The organism is Thalassospira sp. MCCC 1A03138 (assembly GCF_002115785.1).
Lineage (GTDB): Bacteria > Pseudomonadota > Alphaproteobacteria > Rhodospirillales > Thalassospiraceae > Thalassospira.
This window is the reverse complement of the sequence record NZ_JFJY01000001.1, coordinates 514,815-537,274: the sequence shown is the minus strand read 5'-3', so window position 1 is coordinate 537,274 and position 22,460 is coordinate 514,815. Positions and strand designations below refer to the sequence as shown.

The 22,460-nt window shown below is 55.0% G+C and carries 15 protein-coding genes; 8 read left to right on the top strand and 7 right to left on the bottom strand.

Annotated features, from left to right (window positions below):
• Positions 1 to 3 precede the first annotated feature (3 nt).
• The 3 genes from TH468_RS02535 to tldD form a co-directional block, all read right to left on the bottom strand.
• Complete coding sequence (locus tag TH468_RS02535; RefSeq protein ID WP_085642061.1) at positions 4 to 1,437, bottom strand: FecR domain-containing protein; 1,434 nt, start codon at positions 1,435 to 1,437, stop codon at positions 4 to 6.
• Positions 1,438 to 1,455: 18 nt separating this feature from the next.
• Positions 1,456 to 2,925 (bottom strand): tetratricopeptide repeat protein, encoded by a 1,470-nt coding sequence (locus tag TH468_RS02530; protein WP_246832194.1) that lies wholly within the window; start codon positions 2,923 to 2,925, stop codon positions 1,456 to 1,458.
• A 260-nt stretch (positions 2,926 to 3,185) separates the two neighbouring features.
• Positions 3,186 to 4,619 carry a metalloprotease TldD gene (gene tldD / locus TH468_RS02525; protein ID WP_085642059.1) on the bottom strand — a complete coding sequence of 478 codons (1,434 nt, stop codon included), beginning with the start codon at positions 4,617 to 4,619 and terminating at the stop codon, positions 3,186 to 3,188.
• Between the two features lie 225 nt (positions 4,620 to 4,844).
• On the opposite strand from tldD, the gene TH468_RS02520 reads away from it, so the two are divergent.
• Both TH468_RS02520 and TH468_RS02515 read left to right on the top strand, forming a co-directional pair.
• Positions 4,845 to 6,113 (top strand): DUF3422 family protein, encoded by a 1,269-nt coding sequence (locus TH468_RS02520; RefSeq protein WP_085642058.1) that lies wholly within the window; start codon positions 4,845 to 4,847, stop codon positions 6,111 to 6,113.
• A 177-nt stretch (positions 6,114 to 6,290) separates the two neighbouring features.
• Positions 6,291 to 9,944, top strand: coding sequence for an SIR2 family protein (locus TH468_RS02515; protein ID WP_085642057.1), 3,654 nt, complete (start codon positions 6,291 to 6,293; stop codon positions 9,942 to 9,944).
• A gap of 44 nt (positions 9,945 to 9,988) precedes the next feature.
• Here the strand turns inward: TH468_RS02515 and TH468_RS02510 are convergent, their stop codons facing one another.
• A complete protein-coding gene (locus TH468_RS02510) occupies positions 9,989 to 11,065 on the bottom strand; it encodes a COX15/CtaA family protein (protein ID WP_246832193.1) in 1,077 nt (358 codons plus the stop codon).
• Positions 11,066 to 11,323: 258 nt separating this feature from the next.
• Here TH468_RS02510 and TH468_RS02505 point away from each other — a divergent pair, with 258 nt between their 5' ends.
• Complete coding sequence (locus TH468_RS02505) at positions 11,324 to 11,881, top strand: bifunctional precorrin-2 dehydrogenase/sirohydrochlorin ferrochelatase (protein WP_085642056.1); 558 nt, start codon at positions 11,324 to 11,326, stop codon at positions 11,879 to 11,881.
• Positions 11,881 to 12,624, top strand: a complete 744-nt coding sequence (locus TH468_RS02500) for a phosphoadenylyl-sulfate reductase (RefSeq protein ID WP_371268717.1) — start codon at positions 11,881 to 11,883, stop codon at positions 12,622 to 12,624. The genes TH468_RS02505 and TH468_RS02500 overlap by 1 nt, the downstream gene beginning before the upstream one ends.
• A 98-nt stretch (positions 12,625 to 12,722) precedes the next feature.
• Here TH468_RS02500 and TH468_RS21135 read toward each other — a convergent pair whose 3' ends face one another.
• Entirely contained in the window at positions 12,723 to 12,986 is a 264-nt protein-coding gene (locus tag TH468_RS21135) for a hypothetical protein (RefSeq protein WP_139834616.1), read from the bottom strand.
• Between the two features lie 35 nt (positions 12,987 to 13,021).
• Here TH468_RS21135 and TH468_RS21565 point away from each other — a divergent pair, with 35 nt between their 5' ends.
• Entirely contained in the window at positions 13,022 to 13,162 is a 141-nt protein-coding gene (locus TH468_RS21565) for a hypothetical protein (protein ID WP_168177059.1), read from the top strand.
• A gap of 103 nt (positions 13,163 to 13,265) precedes the next feature.
• A complete protein-coding gene (locus tag TH468_RS21130) occupies positions 13,266 to 13,655 on the top strand; it encodes a hypothetical protein (protein WP_139834615.1) in 390 nt (129 codons plus the stop codon).
• Here TH468_RS21130 and TH468_RS02495 read toward each other — a convergent pair.
• Positions 13,645 to 15,084, bottom strand: coding sequence for a deoxyguanosinetriphosphate triphosphohydrolase (locus tag TH468_RS02495; RefSeq protein WP_085642054.1), 1,440 nt, complete (start codon positions 15,082 to 15,084; stop codon positions 13,645 to 13,647). The genes TH468_RS21130 and TH468_RS02495 overlap by 11 nt on opposite strands.
• 110 nt (positions 15,085 to 15,194) lie before the next feature.
• Positions 15,195 to 15,614, bottom strand: a complete 420-nt coding sequence (locus TH468_RS02490; protein ID WP_062959846.1) for a hypothetical protein — start codon at positions 15,612 to 15,614, stop codon at positions 15,195 to 15,197.
• Between the two features lie 235 nt (positions 15,615 to 15,849).
• On the opposite strand from TH468_RS02490, the gene gor reads away from it, so the two are divergent.
• Complete coding sequence (gene gor, locus TH468_RS02485) at positions 15,850 to 17,211, top strand: glutathione-disulfide reductase (RefSeq protein ID WP_085642053.1); 1,362 nt, start codon at positions 15,850 to 15,852, stop codon at positions 17,209 to 17,211.
• A gap of 259 nt (positions 17,212 to 17,470) precedes the next feature.
• Positions 17,471 to 22,444, top strand: coding sequence for an MG2 domain-containing protein (locus tag TH468_RS02480; protein WP_168177058.1), 4,974 nt, complete (start codon positions 17,471 to 17,473; stop codon positions 22,442 to 22,444).
• Positions 22,445 to 22,460: the final 16 nt, after the last annotated feature.

Below are 22,460 nucleotides of genomic sequence, written 5' to 3'. Positions count from 1 at the left end.
AAGCTATGGGGTCAACGTACCTGAACCGGACTCTCCGTCCGGGTAGTCTGTGGTCGAAAGGTCGAAATCGACATTATAGGCATCTTTGAAAGTTGCGGACGCATTGCAGCCAAGCGTCACACAGTCGGAGGTATACTGAAAGTCGGAGCCCGAGAAAGCTACCTGCCCGTTGCTACCGGAATAATCGTATGTGGTAGCGTTAAAGCTGCCATCAAGGAACCCTGCTTTGCCGGTCAAGCCGGAACCTGTTTGGGTAATGTTTGAAAACAGGATGCCAATCGTCCGGTTCGCAAAGTCGACATTTGAGCTAAAGCTGTAATCAATGTTGGCACCATCCACATTGATCGTTCCGGTAGAAGCCGATCCACTGGTGATCTGACGCATGCCATCAAATGTGAATTCGCCGCTACCCCCACCATTATTCTGCGTGGTTTCCTCGATCTGGTTCAGGGCGGTGGCCGCATCCGTAACGCTGCCCCCGGCGTTCGTGCTCGATACCTGCGCCATGGCGACATCAAGTGTCGAGGCCATGGTTGATCCGGTCTGCGTCTTAGCCTGACGGGTCTGCTGTGTGGTCAGGCCATTGCTGCCCGATGCCGGCGCGGAGGATGCTGTGCTGCCGCCTTCGCCCTGGCTGTTCGATGCGGTGCGCACCAATGCGCGCGAAAAGTCGAATGTTGCAAGGCTTTCCGGGAAGCGGATCGGTTCGGTGACCTTGTTGCTGGCAACAAACACACCGAAATTCTCGCCGGTCACATTTTCGCTATTGCCGTTCTGGTCAAACACGGCAAAGGCACCGGGGCGCGATGTGGTATCATTGCGCGAAAGGCCCGGCCCCTGATTGACGGCCATGAAAATCTGCGGGCCTTCGCCGCTATTGTTTCCATCGCTTGAAAAATCAAAACTGCCCGGCACGATCTGGTTGGCTTCATCGGCTGAAACCGACCGGATCAGGCCGATGGTGCCGCGAATGCCAATCGATCCGACCGGCAGATTGACATCCATGCTCGACGGATTTTTAAGCGGGATTTTACCGGTGACAAACCGCACGACGCCGCGCGCCATATCGGCAACGATCCTGCCGTTGCCGGTCACCGGGTCATAAACGAATTCGTCAATCGCAAGGTCGCTGTTCGGGCCGATGGTAAACACCGTTTCATCAAGCAACAGGATCTGCATGCCTGAATTGGCCGATGTCGTGATGCGGTCGCCAAGGTAAACCGGCATGCCGCTCTCGACCAGCACGCCAACCTCGCCAACCGACTGCGCCAGAAGCACCTCACCCTTGACCGCGGCGGAAACCCCGGCCATTTCACCGCTGCGTTCGGCCTGTGCCATCGTGACACTGGCCAGAAGTGCCACCCCTGAAAGGGCTGCAATCCGGGTATATCCGGCCCGTTTTGCGGAACGGAGGACCAAAGCTTTGAATACCGACATCCCTAAAACTCCCACGCCCTAGAATTCCCATCGGCGCGTCAGGAAAAACTGCGCGCGCGCGTTATGATATTCGTAATTGGGAATGTTTGATTCTGTGTTCAGATATTCACCGGTGACCGACCAGTTGATCGGTGCCAGAAAGGCATATATCTGTCCTGCCGTTTTGCTATCCCCAAACAAGTCATCTGGCAGCATTTGCGAAAGCGGCGCGCCATAGGTCAGTCGCAATCTTGTCGTCCGGTCCTGTCGGTGTTGCGGCGAATTGCCGGTCACCAGAAAGTCCGGATCGCGATATTGATCAAGACCATAGCGAACACTTCCGCTGATATAACTTCCCCCGCCAAACAGATAAGCATGGATCAGTTCCGCACTCAAGCTGTCATAACTGTTGAAATTGCGTGCGGCTTCCTTTTTACCCGCATTAAGATCAATCGTCGTGCGGTTTGACGGGCTCCATGCGTAATTCACCCCGGTTCGTGCGCCATATCGCTGCCCGGAATGCAGCCGAAGCGCGCTTGATTCCGTCGTATTCTGATACCGTTCATCGGCATAGCTGACTTCGGTGTAAAGGTTGGTATCGGGCCGGACGTTCCAGTCCGCACGCAATCGGCCGCTTCGCGATGTCAGGTATTTTTCGCGCGAAAGCGACTGAACGGTCTGGTTGATAACCGGTGTCAGGCTGAAATATCCGCCGCGGATACGCGCGCCAAGGTCAACCGAAAACGACCCCAGATCAAGGCTGTCGATCTGCACCTGATCGCTGCCATAGCCGGTCAGGGCGGCAAATACCTCGTGCCCTTCCTGATAGCCAAGATCATAGCTGACGTCATAACGCATCGCCCCGATATAGGCGATATCGTTGCGCGGCTTGTCCTCGGCGGCCGTGATATTGGTCAGTGTCCCGGTGACAAGCTGCTGCTTGTCGGATGGTGCCGCATTGCGGTTGCTGTCAATCTGGCTGCCAAAGGTCAGGGTCAGATACTGATGAAGCCGTTTGCGCCGTGTCTCGATCGCCGAAAGATAACGGTCAATGTCGGCGGCCACATCGGGCGATACATTCATCGCCCGCAGGCGTTCAAACTGCGCACGCGCTTCGTCAAGGCTATCAAGCCGATAAAGCACAATCGCGTAATAAAGCCTGATCGCGGCAAGGTCGGGATCAAGCACAAGGATGCGTTCCAGTGTCGCCGATGCGCCGCGGACATCCCCGCGCGCAATCTGCGCCTTGGCCCAGCGGAAATTCAGGACAACATCATCGGGATGGGCCAGAACATCGGCAAAACTGATATCGCTGCCATCATCGGTCTGAAGCAGCAGGCGGGACCGTTCCGCCGCATCAATGATCTGCGTAAAATCGCCAATGAAGTTGCGGGCTTCATCCGTACGGACATCGACGCTTTGCTGTGCGCTTGTTGTTGTCGCGCCTGTTATCAGCATGCCGCACAGGACAATCAAGGCCGTGCCGCACCGCCATCTGAGCGATTTCAATATTTTTCCCCAAGGTCGCAATCCGGCTTTGTTTTTAAGGCCACCCACCCCAACGCAACACCTGTCGCGTCACCTGAACAAAACCGGTCTGATTTTATCGTTATAGATTATTGATTATACGGTCTGCGGGAAAGTCATGCGTTTGAATGATATCAAGTCTATGCAATGGTCTTTATACTTATTCGTAAGTACAAAGACCCGGCAATTTGCCGGGTCTTTTGCAGGGAAATTAGTTCAAATTTTGTTTTAATTTCAGCCGATTACATGGCCGTGCCACCCACGGTCAGGCCATCAATGCGAAGTGTTGGCTGACCAACGCCAACCGGCACACCCTGGCCATCCTTGCCACACGTGCCGATCCCGTCATCAAGCTTCATGTCATTGCCGATCATGGAGACCTTGGTCAGGCTGTCGGGGCCATTGCCAATCAGGGTCGCCCCCTTGACCGGCGCGCCAAGCTTGCCGTTTTCGATCAGATAGGCCTCGGATGCGGAAAACACGAACTTGCCTGATGTGATATCGACCTGCCCGCCACCGAAATTGACCGCATAAATGCCCTTCTTGACCGACGCCAGGATTTCGCCCGGGTCCTTGTCACCGCCCAGCATATAGGTATTGGTCATGCGCGGCATCGGCGCATGGGCATAGGATTGACGCCGTCCATTACCGGTGGATTTCACACCCGTCAGGCGCGCATTGAGGCGGTCCTGCATGAAACCTTTCAGGATGCCATCCTCGATCAGAACCGTGCGCTGCGTCGGGGTGCCTTCATCATCAATCGAAAGCGACCCGCGGCGATCATGGATCGTGCCATCATCAACAACCGTGACCCCCGGCGACGCAATCCGCTGGCCCAGCAAACCGGCAAAGGCTGATGTGCCCTTGCGGTTGAAATCGCCCTCAAGCCCGTGGCCGATGGCTTCATGCAGCAGAATGCCCGGCCAGCCAGGACCCAGCACCACGGTCATCTCGCCCGCAGGTGCGGCAACCGATTCAAGGTTCAGCGTCGCCTGACGCAATGCTTCGTCAACCGCCGATTTCCAGCTTTTTTCTTCAAAGAACCCGTCATAGCCAATGCGTCCGCCCTGACCATGCGATCCGGTTTCCATACGGTCGCCCTGCTTGACGACGACCGATACGTTAAACCGCACCAGCGGGCGAATATCACCAATCCGCTGTCCGCCACTGCGCCAGATTTGCACCGCCTGCCAGTTGCCCGAAATCGATGCGGAAACCTGCACCACGCGCGGGTCCTTGGCGCGCGCATAGGCATCGATCTTGCCCAGCAGATCAACCTTCGCCTCAAACGTTGCCTCGCCCAGCGGATTGACATCGGAATAAAGCGACACATTGGTGCCGATTGATCCGAGATCGACCTTGCCCGAACGGCCATTGCCAACCGCCTTGACGGTTTCGGCCGCACGGCCGACCGCGTCATTGGAAAGTTCGTTGGTATGCGAAAAGGCGGTGGCCTCATCGGCAACCGCACGCAGGCCAAAACCCTGTGCGGTATCGAAATTCGCACTGCGCAGGCGGCCATCATCCCATGTCAGGCTTTCGGACTGCCGGTATTCAAGGAAAAGTTCCCCGTCTTCCGCCGCACCCAGCGCGTCATTGACCTGCTTTTCAAGCCGGTCGCGATCAAGGTCGCCATTGGCGAAAAACAGGCTGTCGGTTTTGCTCAGATCGGTCATGAAACCTCCTTGCGGGCGTGCCGGATGGCAACAGATGGGCGACGGGCGGCCGGTTTTGGCCAAGCGGGCGATTTTCGCCTGTAAGTTAAAGCATCTGTGACAGTATTTTCCCTTACGTTTTCAGGGCTATCTGCCACCTTTGACTTTCGTCTATACAGAACGTGTCGGGGCGTGCCCCGAAGGCTCTATATAGACCGCAATGGCCAATTATGAAAGCCCGTGGCAATGTTTGTTGAACATCCCCAGCGTGTCGCCCTTCATAACGAAATCCATGCCCGGCCGTTCGGCGGGGTACAAAGCCCGGCCCGCTGCACCTGCATCGCCTTCCACGCGGGCGAGGAGCTTGATACCGATGTCCGCGATCATTTTCAGGGCTTCTGCCAGCGATACAGCCTGACACCCCCGGCACCCGATCAGAAATATTACGAAGCCCAGTGCGACGGTTTTTCCGTCATCTGGGAACGCCATGCGGAATTCACGGTCTATGTCTTCAAACGGCAGGCCGCCTTTGATCATCCATTTGATGACCCGGTCATCAACCTGATCCCGCAGGACTGGCTTGCCGCGACCCCGGGGCAGCTTCTGGTTGGCTTGCACATCGCCATGGACCGCGACGAACGCTCGTCTGATGAAGTATCGCGCCTGTTTGATCACAACGGCCTGACCGGCAGCCGCGTTTTGGGCGGCACGGCGATGGTCTGGACCGATTTTCGCCTGCATGGCGATGGCTTTGGCCGCATCCTGATCCGCGATCAGGGCCTTGAGGTCCTGCAGGCCGGGCGTCTGATCCAGCGGCTCAAGGAAATCGAAGTCTATCGCATGATGGCCTTGCTGGCCTTTCCGCTGGCCCATTGCGCAACGCCCAAGGTCTCGGAAATCGACACCCGCCTGTCATCCATCACCGCCGAAATGGCCAGCAAATCGCACACCGACGATGAAGGCACCCTGCAAAAACTGACCGACCTTGCCGCCCAGACCGAAGAAATGGCCGCATCGCTGAATTACCGTTTCAGTGCGGCACGCGCCTATTACCGCATTTTGCAGGCCCGCCTCGTCGAACTGCGCGAGGAACGCGTCGAAGGCCTGCAAACCATGACCGAGTTTATGGAACGCCGCCTGGCCCCGGCCATGCGCACCTGCCAGAATATCGGTGATCGCCTCGAAGTCCTCTCAAAACGGGTGGCCCGCGCCAACAACCTGCTGCGTACAAGGGTCGATATCCTGCTGGAAGCCCAAAACCGCGACCTGCTGGCCAGCATGGACCGCCGTGTGAAACTGCAACTGCGCCTGCAACAAACCGTCGAAGGCCTGTCGGTGGCGGCGATCACCTATTACGCCGTCGGGCTTCTGGGATATCTGTTCAAGGCAATCAAGGATGCAGGCGTTCCGATCAACGACCGTGTCGCCACCGGCATCGCCGTGCCGGTCGTCCTTGGTGCCATCTGGATATCGATGCGCCGGATCAGGAAGGCGCTGCATCGGGATGACGGGTGAGGGTGTTTTAGGCCGGGCTTTGCAGTTGGGAGCATATTGAGGGCATCTAAGCTTTAATATGCCGAACGGTAGTGCTGCATCATCATTGTAAATGATGCTCTTATAAAGTGTCGTTGAGTGGTTTGGTGTTGTTGAAGTTGCACCGCTGTTTCATACTGTTTCAAGGGGGGCAATTGAATGCCTGAGTTGATACAGAATGGGCCGAATATTCCGGTCGAATTATTGAATCTTCGGGATGATGGCAAAGTCGTTTTCTTTTGCGGGTCGGGAATTTCGGTAAGCACAGGTTTGCCGATGTTTGATGGGCTTGTGTCGCAAATTTATGAACGTACCGCCCAAGCGAAGTTGGAATTGGAACAAGACCTCTGTGAAAAAGGTCAACTCGATAAGGTTCTTGGGTTACTCGAAAATCGTTTGAATGATGGTGTTCTCCGGCGTGAGGCGATTAATATCCTTACCGTGCAGCCTCCGGAGAATTCATTGGTTACCCATAAGGCGCTTCTCGACCTTTCACGTCACTCAGGTGGTTTTATTCGTCTTGTTACAACTAACTTTGATGATCGTTTTGAGCTTGCCGATCCCAACATCTTGTTTGACGCTGCACCGAAGCTTCCCCTTCCCAAGCCTCACGGTTGGGGTTCTGTCGTATATCTTCATGGAAGAATTACGGATACGGATACCAACGGGCAGAGCCTTGTTCTGACAGCCGCCGATTTCGGACGTGCCTATCTCACGGAACGGTGGGCGTCGCGGTTCATTACGGAGTTGTTCCGCGAATTTACCATCGTATTCGTGGGCTACAGCCTGAACGACCCGGTTATGTCATATATGGTTGATGCGCTGGCCGCAGAACGCCAAAGAGGGGCGCGTTTCCAGAAAGCTTATGCGTTCGCCGATTTCAAAGATGGCGAAGAAGGGCGAAGAAGAGCAGATTTGGCTTGGCAGGGCAAAAACGTAACGCCAATTTTGTTCGATGCTCAAGACGGTTTTGGAAAGCTGACGGATACGCTTGTCAGATGGGCAGATATTAGTAGAGACCCAATTAATTTACGCCGTCAAATCGTTTTCGATGAGCTACGCAAGTTGCCGTCTAACGCGCAGGACCCAATTGCTCAACGTGTGACTTGGGCTCTATCGGACAAGCCAACGGCTAAAGCACTCGCAGAAGCCGAAGTGATTACGGATGAGAATGACTTCCCTATTCTTGCAGGGTGGCTCGACGTTTTCGATGAGGCGGGGCTTCTATCAAGGCCGGTGGACAAGCTTGCTGATGGAAGCGTAAAACGTGTGCCCATCGTAGCGGGCGTCTTTGCTCAATACGCGAATGCAGCTTTAGATGATATTTCCACACAACTTGCCCGTTGGCTTGCCAATCATTTGCATGTTCCTCAAGTCTTGGGTTGGGCGGCGCGCAAAGGTGGCTGCCTCCATCCTTTCTTCCGCGATCAAGTGCGCCACCATCTTTCCCAGAAGAGAGGCGGTGAAAATGAACCACCAGAATTGCCAGATCGACTGCGTCTCTTATGGACTGTCCTAACGCAAAATACTCCTATCGACCATCGTGAAGACCTCTGGTGGGAAGGCTTGGTTGTAAACGCGGCATCAGATGCAGAACGCAAGCTTCTCGGGCGTGCTATTGTCGAAACTTCCAAGCCGCACCTGATTGTCGTCCCGGGGCCATCAAGGCATCTTAGTTTTAGAAATCTGCGCGACGATGACCCGGCTCCGTTGACGTTTTTGGAGGATTGCGCACATTTCAAGTTGGTTACTGACGGTGAGCATTGGCGGAGGGCCCGATTTGACCGGTCTCCATACAAAGAGGAATTCTTTGCCAATCATGCACTGGAGATTACGGAACAGTTGCGTCACGCCACGCAGCTCCTGCCCCTAGATGAGGTAGGATTTAGTATTCCTTCATTCTATCGCCCTGCCATCGAAGACCATGAACAGAACCGGGATAGGGATGATTGGACTTTTCTGATTGATTGGGCGCGGGACGGATACTTTGCAGTTGCAGCGCGAAATAGTTCTCATGCAAATCTCGTGCTCAATTTATGGCTAGAAAGTGAGATTCCCTTATTCCACCGGTTGGCGCTCCATGTCCTTACTGAGGATCCGAATGCGGATATTCATGCAGCAACCAATCTATTGCTTGCCGGAACCCCTCAAAACGTGTGGTCAAATGAGCTTTATCACGAGGTCATGGTGTTCCTGCGAAAGGCTGGTCAGCGATTGCCTGCCGAAGACTTAGAGCGGTTGGTAGAGGTCATTCGAATTGGCCCGCCCGTAGAAGAAAGCAGTGAAGGTCATGAACAGCGACGAGAAAGAAAGATCAATCTCCGGCTGAGTAAACTTGCATCCTCGGGGGTGGAGCTCAATTTTGAAACGCGACAAATCGCCGAGGCGTATAAATCGCCACAAGACGAAGCTCTGGATGTAGACGAATTTCTTTCATGGGGCGGAAGAGCTCAATGGGTTGATCCGTATGAGCATGTGCGCTCTGACTGGCAGGAAAAGCCGCTCATCGATCAGCTAACCAATCAAGTCAGAGAAAGCGAGATTGGTGAGGAAGAATTTACTGGCATTTACATGACTTGGCCTGTTAGCGCCTTACGTGTGCTTCGCAATCTGGCGGATAAGGGAGACTGGCCAGCAAAATATTGGAATAGTTTGTTATGGAGTACGAGCGCGCTCCGTCGCGAAGGAAAAATTCGGCCCAGAACGCTTTCTTATCTTGCGGGGCTTCTTCTCAAGGCTCCTGATAGTTTGTATTCTGAGGCTAGCTCGGCGATTTCGTCCTGTATAGAAGGCTTCTCTGAGGAATGTTTAGTCAAAGAAGAGGACACTTTCCGACTATTCTGGAACAAAGGATGGTGTGCAGTCACTGATGAGTCCAGGGTTCAAACTGACGACATTCTTACTAAGGCTTTAAACAGCGCTGCTGGTCAGCTTGCTGAGGCGGCGGTTAATCGGCTTTGGAAGTACCAGCCAGAAGTTGGTAGGGGGCTACCTGAGCCTGTTTTGGCTTATTTTGATTCTATCGTTGCATTAGAGGCTGGCCGCTTGGGGCGGGTCATGTTGGCCTCCAAACTATTAAATCTTTTTGCAATTGCACCGGATTGGACGAAGACATCACTGTTGCCATGGATGCACTGGGATACCTCCGGTGAAGCCCGAGAGTTATGGGCTGCCTATGCGTGGGCCGCGAGTGCAGGGCCGAACTTGCTGGCAGCATTCAAAACAGACTTTATTACCGCTCTTGAAAATTATTCGGAGTTGGGGGATCAACGTTCGAATCTCGTTTATCTGTTTGTGGGCGCTAGTTTGGACCCGAGTACAATCATCAAACCGGAAGACGTTCGCTTGGTAGTGGACCGTTTACCTGAGGATGGTCTTATCGACATAGCTGTATCATTCAAAGATCGTCTTGGAGATAATATCGAAAAACAAGCAGATATATGGAAGGATATTTGCTTCCCTTGGCTACAAGCCTACTGGCCAAAAGCTCAAGCTAGAAATACGACGAAGACATCCATCGAGCTCGTAGAATGCTTGATTAAAACAGGTGACGCCTTTCCGGACGCTCTCAATTGGGCGGAACAATCCCTAAGGCCGGGAACAGAACATGTGCTCTGGCAGATTCAACAAAGTGGAATCCATCGGAAATGGCCCATCGATACGCTTAAGATGCTGGCGATAATGATTCCCGATAATAACATCGAGAATTGGAACAAACATACGCTTCAGGAAATGCTCAATGAGATGAAAGAGGCTGAGAAAACCCTTGTTGAGAATCAGCAGTATCAACGTCTTTATGACCTAGCGATCTAATTTCTTCTGTCCTTTAAATGCACGTGTTGTGGCATCAAGCCCCTTCAAGCACCCCGATCTCCCGACAACCTGTAAACCGCATAAGTCATCGCCCCAACAAGGATGACGGCACCCGCCTGATGCGCCACACCCAGCGGTAGCCACACAACCGACAGCAGTGTTGAAATCCCCAATGTCACCTGAAGGCAAACCGCCGCCAGCACCAGATGGGTGGCAAGGCGTTGCTGCGGTGACAGGTTCCATTTCCCCGCCCGCCACCAGAACAGGATCACCATGACAAAGGTCAGTTTCGCCAGCCACCGGTGATCCCACTGCACCGTCATATGGTCTTCAAATGGCGCCAGCCATGTCGGGCTATAGACAAACAGCCCGTCGGGGATCAGTTGCCCGTCCATCAGCGGGAAGGTGTTATAGGTATGTCCGGCATTGATCCCGGCAACAAAGCCGCCCGAAAGGGCGGTAAACACGATCAGCGCCAGAAGCTGCCAGCCGCGTTTCGACGCATGGGTTGAAATGCCGCGCGGGGCATATTGATTAAACCCGACCCACATCAACGCGATGAAAATCACCAGCGCCAGACCGAAATGCGCGGTCAGGCGGTACTGGCTGACATCGGGGCGGTCGACAAGGCCGCTCATGACCATGTACCAGCCCATCGCCCCCTGCAAGCCGCCAAGGATGAACAGGCCCCAAAGCTTCCATTTGGTCGCGCCATCAATGGATTTTTTGGCAAGGAACCAGACGAACGGCACAAAGAACACAACGCCAATTAACCGGCCCCAAAGCCGGTGAATGAATTCCAGCCAGAAAATCGATTTGAAATCCTCGACCGACATCCAGGCATTGATCTTCTGAAACTCCGGATACTGGCTGTATTGCTGATAAAGCGCCATCCAGTCCGCCTCGTTCATTGGCGGGATGATCCCGGTAAAGGGCCGCCATTCCACGATGGATAACCCGGACTCGGTCAGCCGCGTCAGGCCGCCAATCACCACCATGATGAACACCATGGCCGCCACAAAAAACAGCCATATCGCAACATTCCTGTGCGGGGTGGGGGCGATGGAACCGGTGGCAGGGGCGGGGGATGATACGCTGCTGGTTTGCTCAATCGAGGACATCGGCGGGATCTCTTTGTCATGCGAAGCGCTTAAATTCGCGCCCAATATAGGGTGAAATTTCAAAAAGTGCAGGAAAAGCTTCACCGCAACGTTTCTGCGTCCGATTTCTACGTCCGGCATCGGGGCCGGATCATGGATTTATTAACGCAGAAAATAGTGTTCTATAAATATAAAACACATAAAAAATGTATTGAATTATCCGATATACACACCCATAGTCTTAATCAACCAACAGAAACTTTCTTTTGAGGATCGACGATGTTTCCCATCAATCTGGACCTTGCGCGGCTTTCGGTCGCGCTGGTGGGCAACGGTCAGGCAACCCTGAACCGTTTGCGCCAGCTTGACGGTGATGGGGCGAAATACGTCACCGTTTATGCCGAAGACCCGATTGCCGAACTGGTGGACCAGGCCGGCGACCGGTTGCACCGCTATCTCCCGAATTCGGCCGATGTCAACGCGGCCGCAATCCTATTTATTGTTGATTTGCCGCATGAAAAGGCCGCCGAACTGGCCGCCATCGCCAAGGCCGTCGGCACCATCGCCAATGTCGAGGACGTCAAGGAATACTGTGATTTTTTCTCGCCAGCGCGGGTCACGCGCGGTGATCTGATGATTACGGTGTCGACCAACGGGCACAGCCCGCGTCTGGCCGGCCGTATCCGCCATGCGATTGAAAACTGGCTGGTGCCCAAATGGGATCAGCGCCTGCGCGAGCTTTCCGATCAGCGTGAAAAATGGAAGGCCGATGGGGCGGATATGAAGCAGCTTCTGAAAATGACGGACGATTATATCGACCGTCGGGGATGGTTGTGATGACAGTCATGCGCGAAGAAGACATTGTTACCGGCGGCTCGATGTCGGTCGAGGAAGCCGAAGTCCGCGCAGCCGATCTGCTGTCGCGATACGGCCACTTGCAGGGCATTTCCCTGATCGAACCGATGGTGCATGAAGAATTCAATGGCAAGATCACCATGACCTCGTCGTTTGGGACAGAGGCCGCGGCTCTGCTGGCCCTTGTGTCCGAGGTCGATCCCAACCTGCCGGTGATCTTCCTTGATACCCGCAAGCTGTTTGGCGAAACCCATCGTTATCGCGAGCAGCTCGTTGATCAGCTTGGCCTGACCAATATCCAGATCATGCGCCCGGATGAAACGCTTCTGGCGGCGGACGATCCCAACGGCATGCTGTTTGCCACGGATACCGCCAAATGCTGCTATCTGCGCAAGGTCGAGCCGCTGCAACGTGCGCTTAAGGGCTATGACGCGTGGCTGACCGGGCGCAAACGCTTCCACGGTGGCGAACGCGGGCAACTGCCCGTGATCGAAACTGCCGGAACCCGGATCAAGATCAATCCGCTGGCCGGTTACCGGCGCGAGGATATCGAAGATATCTTTGAAAACCGCGCCTTGCCACACCACCCGCTGGAGGCCGAAGGCTTCCTGTCCATCGGCTGCATGCCATGCACGGATCGCGTTGATCCCAATTCAACCGATGTCCGTGCCGGTCGCTGGGCCGGGCAGGACAAAACCGAATGCGGTATCCACTACATCATCTGAAAAACCAAAGCCCGGTCCTTGTGCCGGGCTTTTCAGACTGCGGGCAAAGCCTTCCCGACCTGATCGTCATTCCCGCGACGGCGGGAATCCAGTCTCTTTCAATGGAGCATGGATTTCGGGTCTACGCTGCGCTGCGCCCGGAATGACGATTTTGATCCATCGCCAAAGCCAGCCCCGCCAGCTAAGCCCACAAGCCGCCCCCGCTGCCCCACTGCATCCCAAACGCACATCGGCCCGCCACCAATCCAGTCCGCCAAACCCGCAGCCCCCTGCACATCGCCAAACGCCACCCACTGGACGGACCACGCCCCGGACGGACCAAGCTGCCCCGAACAAACACTCGCCGCTCTTGGTTGCCCCAAAACGCACCTCGCCCCAAAGGCAAGAACGTTGTCGCATGGCAGGCGCACGTCCCGCCACCGATGACCGGCCTTTTGGCATGTCCGAATGCACCATCGCCCCGCTGGCAACCGATCTTGCTTGCCACCCCGGCAACCCGGCCAGCCGATCCAATCCGGGCGCAATTCGGGCCCGCTGATTCTCGGCATTGTCACGCTTCACCGACCGGACTGAACCAACTTCGCCCCGGTTCTCGCTGCCCCGAACAAACGCCCTTGCCCCAAGGGCACATCTCTCCCGTCATGACAAACCACAGTTTTCGCAAATTTCCCGCGGCCTTACCGCACGAACACACCACCGCCGTAATGACTTTTCCATGCGCCAGTGATGCCCCTTCGGCGATGCCACCCCCGCCATTTCATCCCGTCAGATCGCTGCCCTGTCATCATCCCATTCCTGTCTTTGCCGCCCGAAACGCAAAAAACCCGCAAAGCGAATCACGCTTTGCGGGTTTTGTCTCCGGACCCATTTGTCCTGTTGACTTTATCTTTATGACACAACGAAAAGAACAAATCAAGAACTTTTTCAAGAATGATGGAAAAAATTCCCGTCAAAAGCTCCCGGTAGAAACTTACTGTGATAAATATGATATGTTTCTCAATACTTTAGGCGGCATTTCCGTTAAATCGTAATGCCTTGGAGTTTGCGAAACAGCGTCACCGCATAGCGGTCCGTCATGCCGGAAATGTAATCCATCACCCGCATGATCCGGGCATAAAGCCCGTCGGCTTCCGAAAGTTTGCCCGACAGAAGTTTGTCGATCCGGTCGGCCTGCGGCGGCAGGCGTTTGCCGTGTTTCTGATGTTCTTCGATGTCAATCGCGGCCCGCACAAAGCTGTCAAGCAGGCCGTTGATGACCTCGAACCCGGCCATTTCAATCGGCAGGACATGGGGCGCGTTATAAATCCGCTCAACCGCCAGCATCTTGCAGTTTTTGGCATCCTTGCCAAGCGGCGTATTGGCCAGCAGATCGCCTTCCAGCGTGCCCGAAAGCAACGCATCCTCATGCTCGATAAAGGCATCAACCGCCGCCTTCACCAGATTGCCAATCGCCTTGCCACGCAAAAAGCCGATCCGGTCATCTTCGGATTTCTCGGCATACCATGGCTCGGCCCGCAAATCGGCCCAGCGTTTTTCGGCGTCGCCTTCATATTTTTCCGGATGGCGGGCAATCGGGGCCAAGGCGCGTTCGACCTGCTCGAAACTGACACAGTTAAGCTCCCAGCCATCTTCAAGATCGACCACCGAATAACAGATGTCATCGGCCGCCTCGACCAGATAGACCAGCGGATGACGTCGCCACGCGCCGTCAAACCCGTCAAGCGGTGATAGCCCGCAAACATTGGCAATCGCATGGGCGATGTCGCGTTCCGCCTGATAATATCCGGGTTTCTTGAGACCGGTATACTCGCGGCGGCGCGCATCGGGCACCGACGTGCTGCGCGGATATTTGATGAAGCTGCCGAGTGTGCCGTAAGTCAGGTTCAACCCACCATCAAACCGCTTCATTTCAAGCTGGCTGATGATCCGTAACCCCTGCGCATTCCCTTCGAAATGCCGCAAATCTTCAAGCTCCGGCCCGGTCAGCCGCCCGGTCAGTTCTTCCTTGGCAAGGCGCGATGTGGTGAACCATTCATTGATCGCATCCTCGCCGGAATGGCCAAACGGCGGATTGCCGATATCATGGGCCAGGCACGCGGCCTGTACCATATAGCCGATATCGGCAATGGTGATCGGGCTTCCTTTCGGCAGGTGCTTGACGATATGCGCACCGGCCATCAGGCCAAGGGATTGCCCGACCGATCCGACCTCTATCGTGTGGGTCAGGCGGGTATGCACATGGTCATTTTCCGAAAGCGGATGAACCTGTGTCTTGTTCTGAAGACGGCGGAACGAGGATGAAAAAATGATCCGGTCAACATCGATCTGGAACGGGCTTCTGCCGTCAGGGCTTGGATGCGGATGGCCATCGGGCAGGCGGATCTTGCCATCCCGAAAATCAAGCCGGTGTGGTGAAAGCAGATTTTCCCAGCGCATTTTGGCCGGTTGCATCGAACCCATGGCGATGCGACTCCCTGTCCGTGTCGTGTGTGCGTCCGCAAACCCGACTTTAACGGGGTGGGGAGTCGGGCGCAATCGGGCAAAACCGATTGCGCCAAATCAGTGTGATCTTATCCGAAGAACCAGCTTTTCGGATTATCAATCGGGCTGCCGTTAAGGGCGCGCAAAACGCCAATCACGTTGCGTCCGATAAACCACGCGGTGGTATACAGCGCCATCAGCCCGACAATCGCCCAGCCCAGAAGTGGCACCCATCCGATCACGAAGGTGAAGAAGCCCAGAATGATCGCATAAAGGATGCTGATCCAGAATGTGCGGATGATGAATGTGTAATGGCTGTTGGTCCAGTGATCATCATCCTCGCGCGCGACATAGGCAATAATCAGCGCGATCAAACCGGTGGCAAAGGCGGTAAACAGGGTCGCGATCATTAGGCCGTAGCAGACGACAGCCGTATTGCCGCCGCGCGTATCTGCATATTGCGGGGCATTGTCAAACGATGCGTCCTGACCTGTCATCCGGTCACTCATGGGCGTTGTTCCTGTGTTGTGGGGCCGGTTCAGATCACCGGCTCTTTGCAGCATATAGCAAGTAAATGGCCAAATGCCATCTTCGGTTGGGCAGGCCGGTCTTGTGCTTTTGGCGGCCGATAACGCGAAATTCATCGCAAAGGGGCGGGTTTTGCCTCGACTCTTGTGATTTCCGCCCTACATTTGGCCCCATATCACGCAATGATCACCATGATCGAGAAATAAGGGATTCCGCATGTCGGATTATGATTTTGACCTGTTTGTCATCGGTGCCGGATCGGGCGGCGTGCGGGCCGCGCGCGTTGCATCTGGCTATGGTGCCAAGGTCGCGATTGCCGAGGAAAGCCGCGTTGGCGGCACCTGTGTCATTCGTGGCTGTGTGCCCAAAAAGCTTCTGGTTTACGGCGCACATTTTGCCGAGGATTTCGAAGATGCAGCCGCCTATGGCTGGACCCTTCCGGGCGAGCCCAGCTTTAGCTGGAAAAAGCTGATTGCCAACAAGGATGCGGAAATTGATCGCCTGAATGGCATCTATAAAAAGCTTTTGGCGGGATCGAATATCGAACTGTTCGAAAGCCGCGCGGTGCTTAAGGATGCACACACCATTGCCGTCGGCGATAAAACCGTAACGGCGGATCGTATCCTGATTGCGGTGGGCGGCACGCCATCACTGCCCGATATTCCCGGTGTTGAGCACGCGATTTCCTCCAACGAGGCCTTCCACCTTGACGATTTGCCCAAACGTATCGCCGTGGTTGGCGGCGGTTATATCGCGGTTGAATTTGCCGGGATTTTCGCAGGCCTTGGCGCGCAGGTGACGCAATTCTATCGCGGCGATCAGATTTTGCGCGGTTTTGATCATGATATTCGCGAACATCTGGCCCGGGAAATCGTCAAAAAAGGTATCGACCTTAAGCTGAACACCAATGTCACCGCGATCAGCAAAAATGACGACGGGACGCTTTCCCTGACTCTGACCGGCGGCGGGCATCAGGTTGTCGATGCCATCATGTTTGCCACCGGCCGCAAACCGAAAACCCATGGCATGGGTCTTGAGGAGGTCGGGGTGGAGCTTAAGGATAATAGTGCCATCATCACCAATACGGGTCTGCAAACCAGCGTGCCAAATATCTATGCGGTTGGCGATGTCCGCGATCATGTCCAACTGACCCCGGTCGCGATCAAGGAAGGCATGGCGTTCGCCGATACGGTATTTGGCGGCAAACCGTGGTCGATGTCCTATAACGCCATCCCGACAGCCGTGTTCAGCCAGCCACCGGTCGGCACGGTTGGCCTGAGCGAGGAAGAAGCCCGCGCGAAGGGGGGCGAAGTCGTTATTTACAAATCGACCTTCAAACCAATGCGCCATACTCTTTCGGGGCGCGATGAAAAAACGCTGATGAAACTCATCGTCGATAAAACCACCGACGTCGTTCTTGGTGCGCATATGGTCGGCCCGGACGCCGCCGAAATCATTCAGGGTATCGGCATTGCGGTCCGCATGGGCGCAACCAAGGCCCAGTTCGACCAAACCGTCGCGGTGCATCCGTCGGCGGCGGAAGAATTCGTGACCATGCGCTTCCCGGTTGGCGATTGAAATCCGGTTTCCGGCCAGTCTTCTGAAAACAGGTGGTTTCCCGTAAACCGCCTGTTTTTTTTGTGATGTTTATGCTGGACGACGGACCACAAAAAACCTTTATTGTGCAGAAGGATAAAAATCAGAATTCTGCCAATAAAATAAAAATACAGAGGTTCGGATGCGTTGCGTGAAATGGCTGACAGGCCTTTTTTTCTTGATGGTTACTTTGCCGGCTTTAACGGCTCTTGCTCAGGAAAAGGAGCTGCCACAGACGCCCGTGACCTATGACGCAAGTTTCCCGTGCGAACGCGCATCAACGCTTATTGAGCATGCGATCTGTCAGAACGAAGACCTGGCAAAACGTGACCTTGAAATGGCGCGACGTTACCAGTCTGTAATGTCCATGTCAGACCCGGATCAGCAAAACAGCATCGAAAGTGATCAGGTGGGCTGGCTTTGGGAACGCAACCGCGCCTGCAGTTTTGACGCATCGGAAACCGCAAAAATCCATGACTGCCTTGCGGGGCAATATGATGCCCGGATTGCGGTTCTTGCCGGAATGCTGCGCGGGGATATTGTTCTTCAGAATGTGTCGGTGGCATCGGACAAAGCGGTGAGCGAAACCTGCTTTGTGTTTGATCACGAATTGCGTGCCGATCAGGATCTTGAATTGCGTTCCTATATCGAATTGTCGCCAAAACGGGACTATTCGGCGCGTATTTCCAACGGCGCACTGTGTCTGTTTGGCCTTCCGCATTCGCAGATCACCAATGTTACCCTGCGCAAGGGTCTGAGAGGCCCTCACGATTTTACCCTGGCAGAGGATCTCAGCCACGATGTGAAGGTCGGGACGCGCCGTGCCACGATTTCACTGGGTACAAACAGCTATATCCTGCCAAAAAGTGATACGCCGGTCTTGCCGGTTACAACGGTCAATCATGATCGTTTGGCGCTTAAATTCTATCGCGTTGTGGAACGAAACATCGTTACGACGCTGACCCGCAATCTTCTGGCGCGTGAACTTGATAATTGGGACATGCGCCAGATCGGCAATGATATCGGCGCAGAAATCTGGTCCGGAACGCTTGATATTCGCAATCGTCCGGATCAGGACGTCGTCACCCAGATTCCCCTGCGCGATATGGTCTCGGACTTCAAGCCGGGGCTGTATGTTCTGGTCGCAAGCGATCCGGATCAGGATGACAGCTGGGCCAATCAGCCGACCCAATGGTTGGTGGTCACCGATCTTGGTCTTTCGGCCTATAGCGGCGAAAATGGCCTGTCGCTTCAGGTCCGGTCGCTTAAATCGGCCGAACCGATCAGTCGGGCGACGGTGCGGCTTGTCGCCCGCAATAATGAAATACTCGGTGAAGCCGTCACCAGGGCGGATGGCTGGGCGGACCTTTCGGGGGCATTGTTAAACGGCACTGGTGGCAAACAGGCGGTTTATCTGACCGCAGAAACCAGAGACGGTGATTTTTCGTTTATTTCGCTGACCCAGCCAGCACTGGAGCTGTCGGACCATGGTGTCGCGGGCAAGGCGCCGCCCAAACCGCTGCAAACCTATCTGTACTCGGAACGTGGTATCTATCGACCGGGCGAGACGGTGAAGCTTGGTTATTTGCTGCGTGATGACAAGGCCAATGCGCGCGCCCAAATTCCCCTGACCATTGTTTTGTATCAACCCGATGGCAAGGAAGTTTTCAAAACAGTTCAGTCCCCTGATGATTTGGGCGGCGGGCGTGTCGATATCCCCATTTCAGGCGCTGCCGCGACCGGAAAATGGCGGATTGCTGCCTATAGCGATCCAAAGGCGGATGCCATCGGCAATCTTGAAATTCAGGTCGAGGAATTCGTTCCCGAACGTCTTGAAGTCAGCGCGCATGTATCGGCCCCTTATATGGCCTTTGGCGCATCAATGCCTGTTGATGTTCAAGCCGATTATCTGTTTGGGGCCCCGGGAGGCGGCCTTTGGGTCAGTGGGGACGCCTTGCTTCAGGTTGATCACAAACCGTTTGAGACCTATGGCGATTATTATTTTGGCTTGGCATCGGAAACGGCGCAAATCCGCAATGCTTTCGACCCTGTCAAAAGCGATGACAGTGGTTACGCCGAACTAAAGGTTCCGGCCTTTGACGAGGTCGATGTTTCCTCGCCGCTGCGCGTCCGGCTAAACATCGAGGTTGCCGATATCGATGGCCGTCCCAGCCGGGCGACCGTCAATCTGCCGCTGCGCAATAGTGACACCTTTGTTGGTGTAAGAGCCCGCTTTGATGGCGATACCCTGTCTTATGGGCAAGCCGCGACATTTGACGCAATCGCCCTGAATGCCAAGGGTGATCCAATCGCCAATCATGAATTGCAGATCGAATGGGTCCGCGAGGAACGCGATTACAACTGGTTCTATCAGGATGGTCGCTGGCAATCGAGTTACGAAAAATACGACATTCCCATTGATCGGGAAATCGTCACGACCGGCCCGGATGGCGTTGTTTCGTTTGATCGCGGATTTGATGACTGGGGGTATTATCGCGCGGTCATTCGCGATAGCCAGACCGGCAGTGCGGCCGATCATACCTTCCATGTCGGATGGTGGTCGAACGGGCAATCACCCGATCGCCCCGATCAGCTTGCCCTGACGGTTGAGGCCGACGACGTCAAACCGGGGGATACGATCAATGGCTTTGTCAAAGCGCCGTTCGAAGGCAGACTTCAGGTAACGGTTGCCCACAAAAACATTCTGTGGCGTCAGGAATTTGATCTTTCGGCGGATGGTACGGAATTCAGTATCCCTGTCCGTGCGGAATGGGGCAGCGGCGCCTATGTTCTTGCCACGGCCTATCGTGCGGGTCTTGATACCGATCAGCACGGTCCGTTCCGTGCCGTCGGGGCCAAATGGATTTCGTTTGATAGTGAAAGCCACAGATTGAAAGTCGATTTTGATCTGCCCGACGAAGTCCTGCCATCCAGTCATCTTTCGGTGCCGGTCACGGTTTCGGGCGTCGTGGTTGGTGATGAAGACCTGCGCGTCAATGTCTTTGCCGTTGATGAAGGCATCCTGCGTCTTACCGGTTTCAGGACACCGCGCCCTGATCTTGATCTGCTGGCACAGCAATATCTGCAACTTGGCTATTATGATCTTTATGGTCATCTGATCGCCCCGCAATCCGGGGATGCAGGAACGATCCGGTCCGGGGGGGATGAAACGGATTCTGGGAATCTGGGGTCATTGTGTGCGCGCGTATTCAAATCGGTGGCACTGGCCAGTGATACCTTGAAACCCGATAAAAACGGTGTGGCGACGGCACAGTTTGATCTGCCTGATTTTAACGGAAAACTGCGTTTCTTTGCCGTGGCCTATAGCAAAACCGCCACCGGTGGTGGGGCGGCAAATATGCTGGTACGTGCCCCGATTGTCGCCGAACTTTTACCCGCCCGTTTTCAGGCACCGGGGGATGTCTCCAATGTGGCTCTGCGTCTGCAAAATCTAAGCGGTCCGGCTGGCAATTATCACACCCGCTTGTCGTCCAGTGATGAATTTACCATCGCCCAGCCCGACTGGAACGGTGTTTTGGCACAGGGCCAGCAAATTGAAACTGCATTTGACATTACCGCGCGAAAGATCGGTGTCGGGACGCTGACACTTGATGTTTCCGGGCCGGATGGCTACCGCCAGCAGCGCCAGTGGGATATGGAAGTTCGTCCCGCCCAGCCTTGGGAAAACCACACCGCACAGGCGGAATTGACCGCGGGTGATGTCCTTGATTTCAATGCCGACATCCTCGGTCAGTATTTGCCTGAAACGGTCAATATGAACCTGACCCTGTCCTCGGTTCCCGAAATCAGGGTTCAGGACCTGATCACGGCACTTGATCGCTATCCCTATGGTTGTCTGGAGCAAACCACCAGCCGGGCGTTCCCGTTGCTGTCGTTTGGGGATGCTCAGTCACGCTGGAGTGACGTCCGTTTCGATGCGGCCGGTCTGGATGACAAAATCCGTGACGGCATCGTGCGCATTCTTGCCAAGCAGCGCAGCGATGGCAGTTTCGGTTTCTGGGATCGCCATAATGATCCCGAACCGTGGCTGACTGCGTACGCCACCGATTTCCTGACGGCCGCGCGTGCGCGCGGATACACCGTGCTGGATGACCGTTTTGATGATGCGCTGGATTGGATGCAGGACGTTGTGCGCTATGAACAATATCCGCCCGAGGCACGCGCCTATATGGTGCTGGTCCTGGCGCGCAATGATCGGTATTCCGTGTCGAACCTGAAATACGAAGCAGAAAAACTGCTCAATACCGGCGTCGGGTCGCTGGCACGCGCTCAGGTGAATGCCGCCCTGGTGACGGTTGGCGCGGACGCCGATCCGGTTTCAATGGATGACATCCTTCAAAATCTTGGCTCGACCGGGCGCTATTATCACAGCTTCGGCTCGTCCTTGCGCGATCTGTCGGCAATCCTGACCCTGCCAAAGGAAATCTTTGCCAGCGAAACGGAACGCCTGGCACTTTTGCGGGCTGTCACCGAACAATCCGATCAGGAACGCTATACAAGTACCCAGGAAAAAGGCTGGCTGTTGCAGGCGGCGACCAGCATTACCAAAGATGCCAGCCAGCTGGTTTCCCTGCGTCTGAACGGACGAGACATGGAACCGGCGCAAAGTTATCGCCTGACATTGCCGCCCGAACTTGTGACACCGGGATACAAGGTGGAAAATATCGGGGATCACACGGTTTTTGCCCGCTGGTCCGTTACCGGCATTCCGGCCAGCCCACTGGCACCAGAGGCCCATAACCTGTCGATCAAGCGCCAATATTTTGATCTTGATGGCAAACCGGCCTCTTTGGAAAATGTCAAAACCGGTGATCGCTTGATTGTGGTTCTGTCGGGGAAAAGTACGGCCAAACTGTCGCACCGTGCCTTGGTGGTGGATTTGCTGCCTGCCGGGTTTGAAATTGAAAGCAACGCGCATTTCCCTGAACTGGATGGCAAGCTTTCTCTTGGCCCCGATGACGTCTCTTGGACCGATTTCCGCGCTGAACGTGATGACCGGTTCGTCGCCTCGATCAATATTGGCAGTGGCGGCTACGGGCGTTACGAGAAAGCCGACTTCCGCCTGTCTTACGTTGTTCGTGCGGTGACGCCGGGGACCTATATTCTTCCGGCACCTTATATCGAAGATATGTACAAACCGGCCTTCTTCGCCCGTGGTGCGGTGTCCTCGCTTGTGGTCAAACCGATCAACTAACCGCGAAAGACATCCG

Excerpts from the sequence above, each read along its gene's own strand:
- TH468_RS21565 (WP_168177059.1), top strand. The coding sequence starts at position 13,022 with ATGGCAGGCGCACGTCCCGCCACCGATGACCGGCCTTTTGGCATGTCC.
- TH468_RS02520 (WP_085642058.1), top strand. The coding sequence starts at position 4,845 with ATGTTTGTTGAACATCCCCAGCGTGTCGCCCTTCATAACGAAATCCAT.
- TH468_RS02535 (WP_085642061.1), bottom strand. The coding sequence starts at position 1,437 with ATGTCGGTATTCAAAGCTTTGGTCCTCCGTTCCGCAAAACGGGCCGGA.
- TH468_RS02510 (WP_246832193.1), bottom strand. The coding sequence starts at position 11,065 with ATGTCCTCGATTGAGCAAACCAGCAGCGTATCATCCCCCGCCCCTGCC.
- TH468_RS02505 (WP_085642056.1), top strand. The coding sequence starts at position 11,324 with ATGTTTCCCATCAATCTGGACCTTGCGCGGCTTTCGGTCGCGCTGGTG.
- TH468_RS02515 (WP_085642057.1), top strand. The coding sequence starts at position 6,291 with ATGCCTGAGTTGATACAGAATGGGCCGAATATTCCGGTCGAATTATTG.
- tldD (WP_085642059.1), bottom strand. The coding sequence starts at position 4,619 with ATGACCGATCTGAGCAAAACCGACAGCCTGTTTTTCGCCAATGGCGAC.
- gor (WP_085642053.1), top strand. The coding sequence starts at position 15,850 with ATGTCGGATTATGATTTTGACCTGTTTGTCATCGGTGCCGGATCGGGC.
- TH468_RS02500 (WP_371268717.1), top strand. The coding sequence starts at position 11,881 with ATGACAGTCATGCGCGAAGAAGACATTGTTACCGGCGGCTCGATGTCG.
- TH468_RS02490 (WP_062959846.1), bottom strand. The coding sequence starts at position 15,614 with ATGAGTGACCGGATGACAGGTCAGGACGCATCGTTTGACAATGCCCCG.
- TH468_RS21130 (WP_139834615.1), top strand. The coding sequence starts at position 13,266 with ATGACAAACCACAGTTTTCGCAAATTTCCCGCGGCCTTACCGCACGAA.
- TH468_RS02495 (WP_085642054.1), bottom strand. The coding sequence starts at position 15,084 with ATGGGTTCGATGCAACCGGCCAAAATGCGCTGGGAAAATCTGCTTTCA.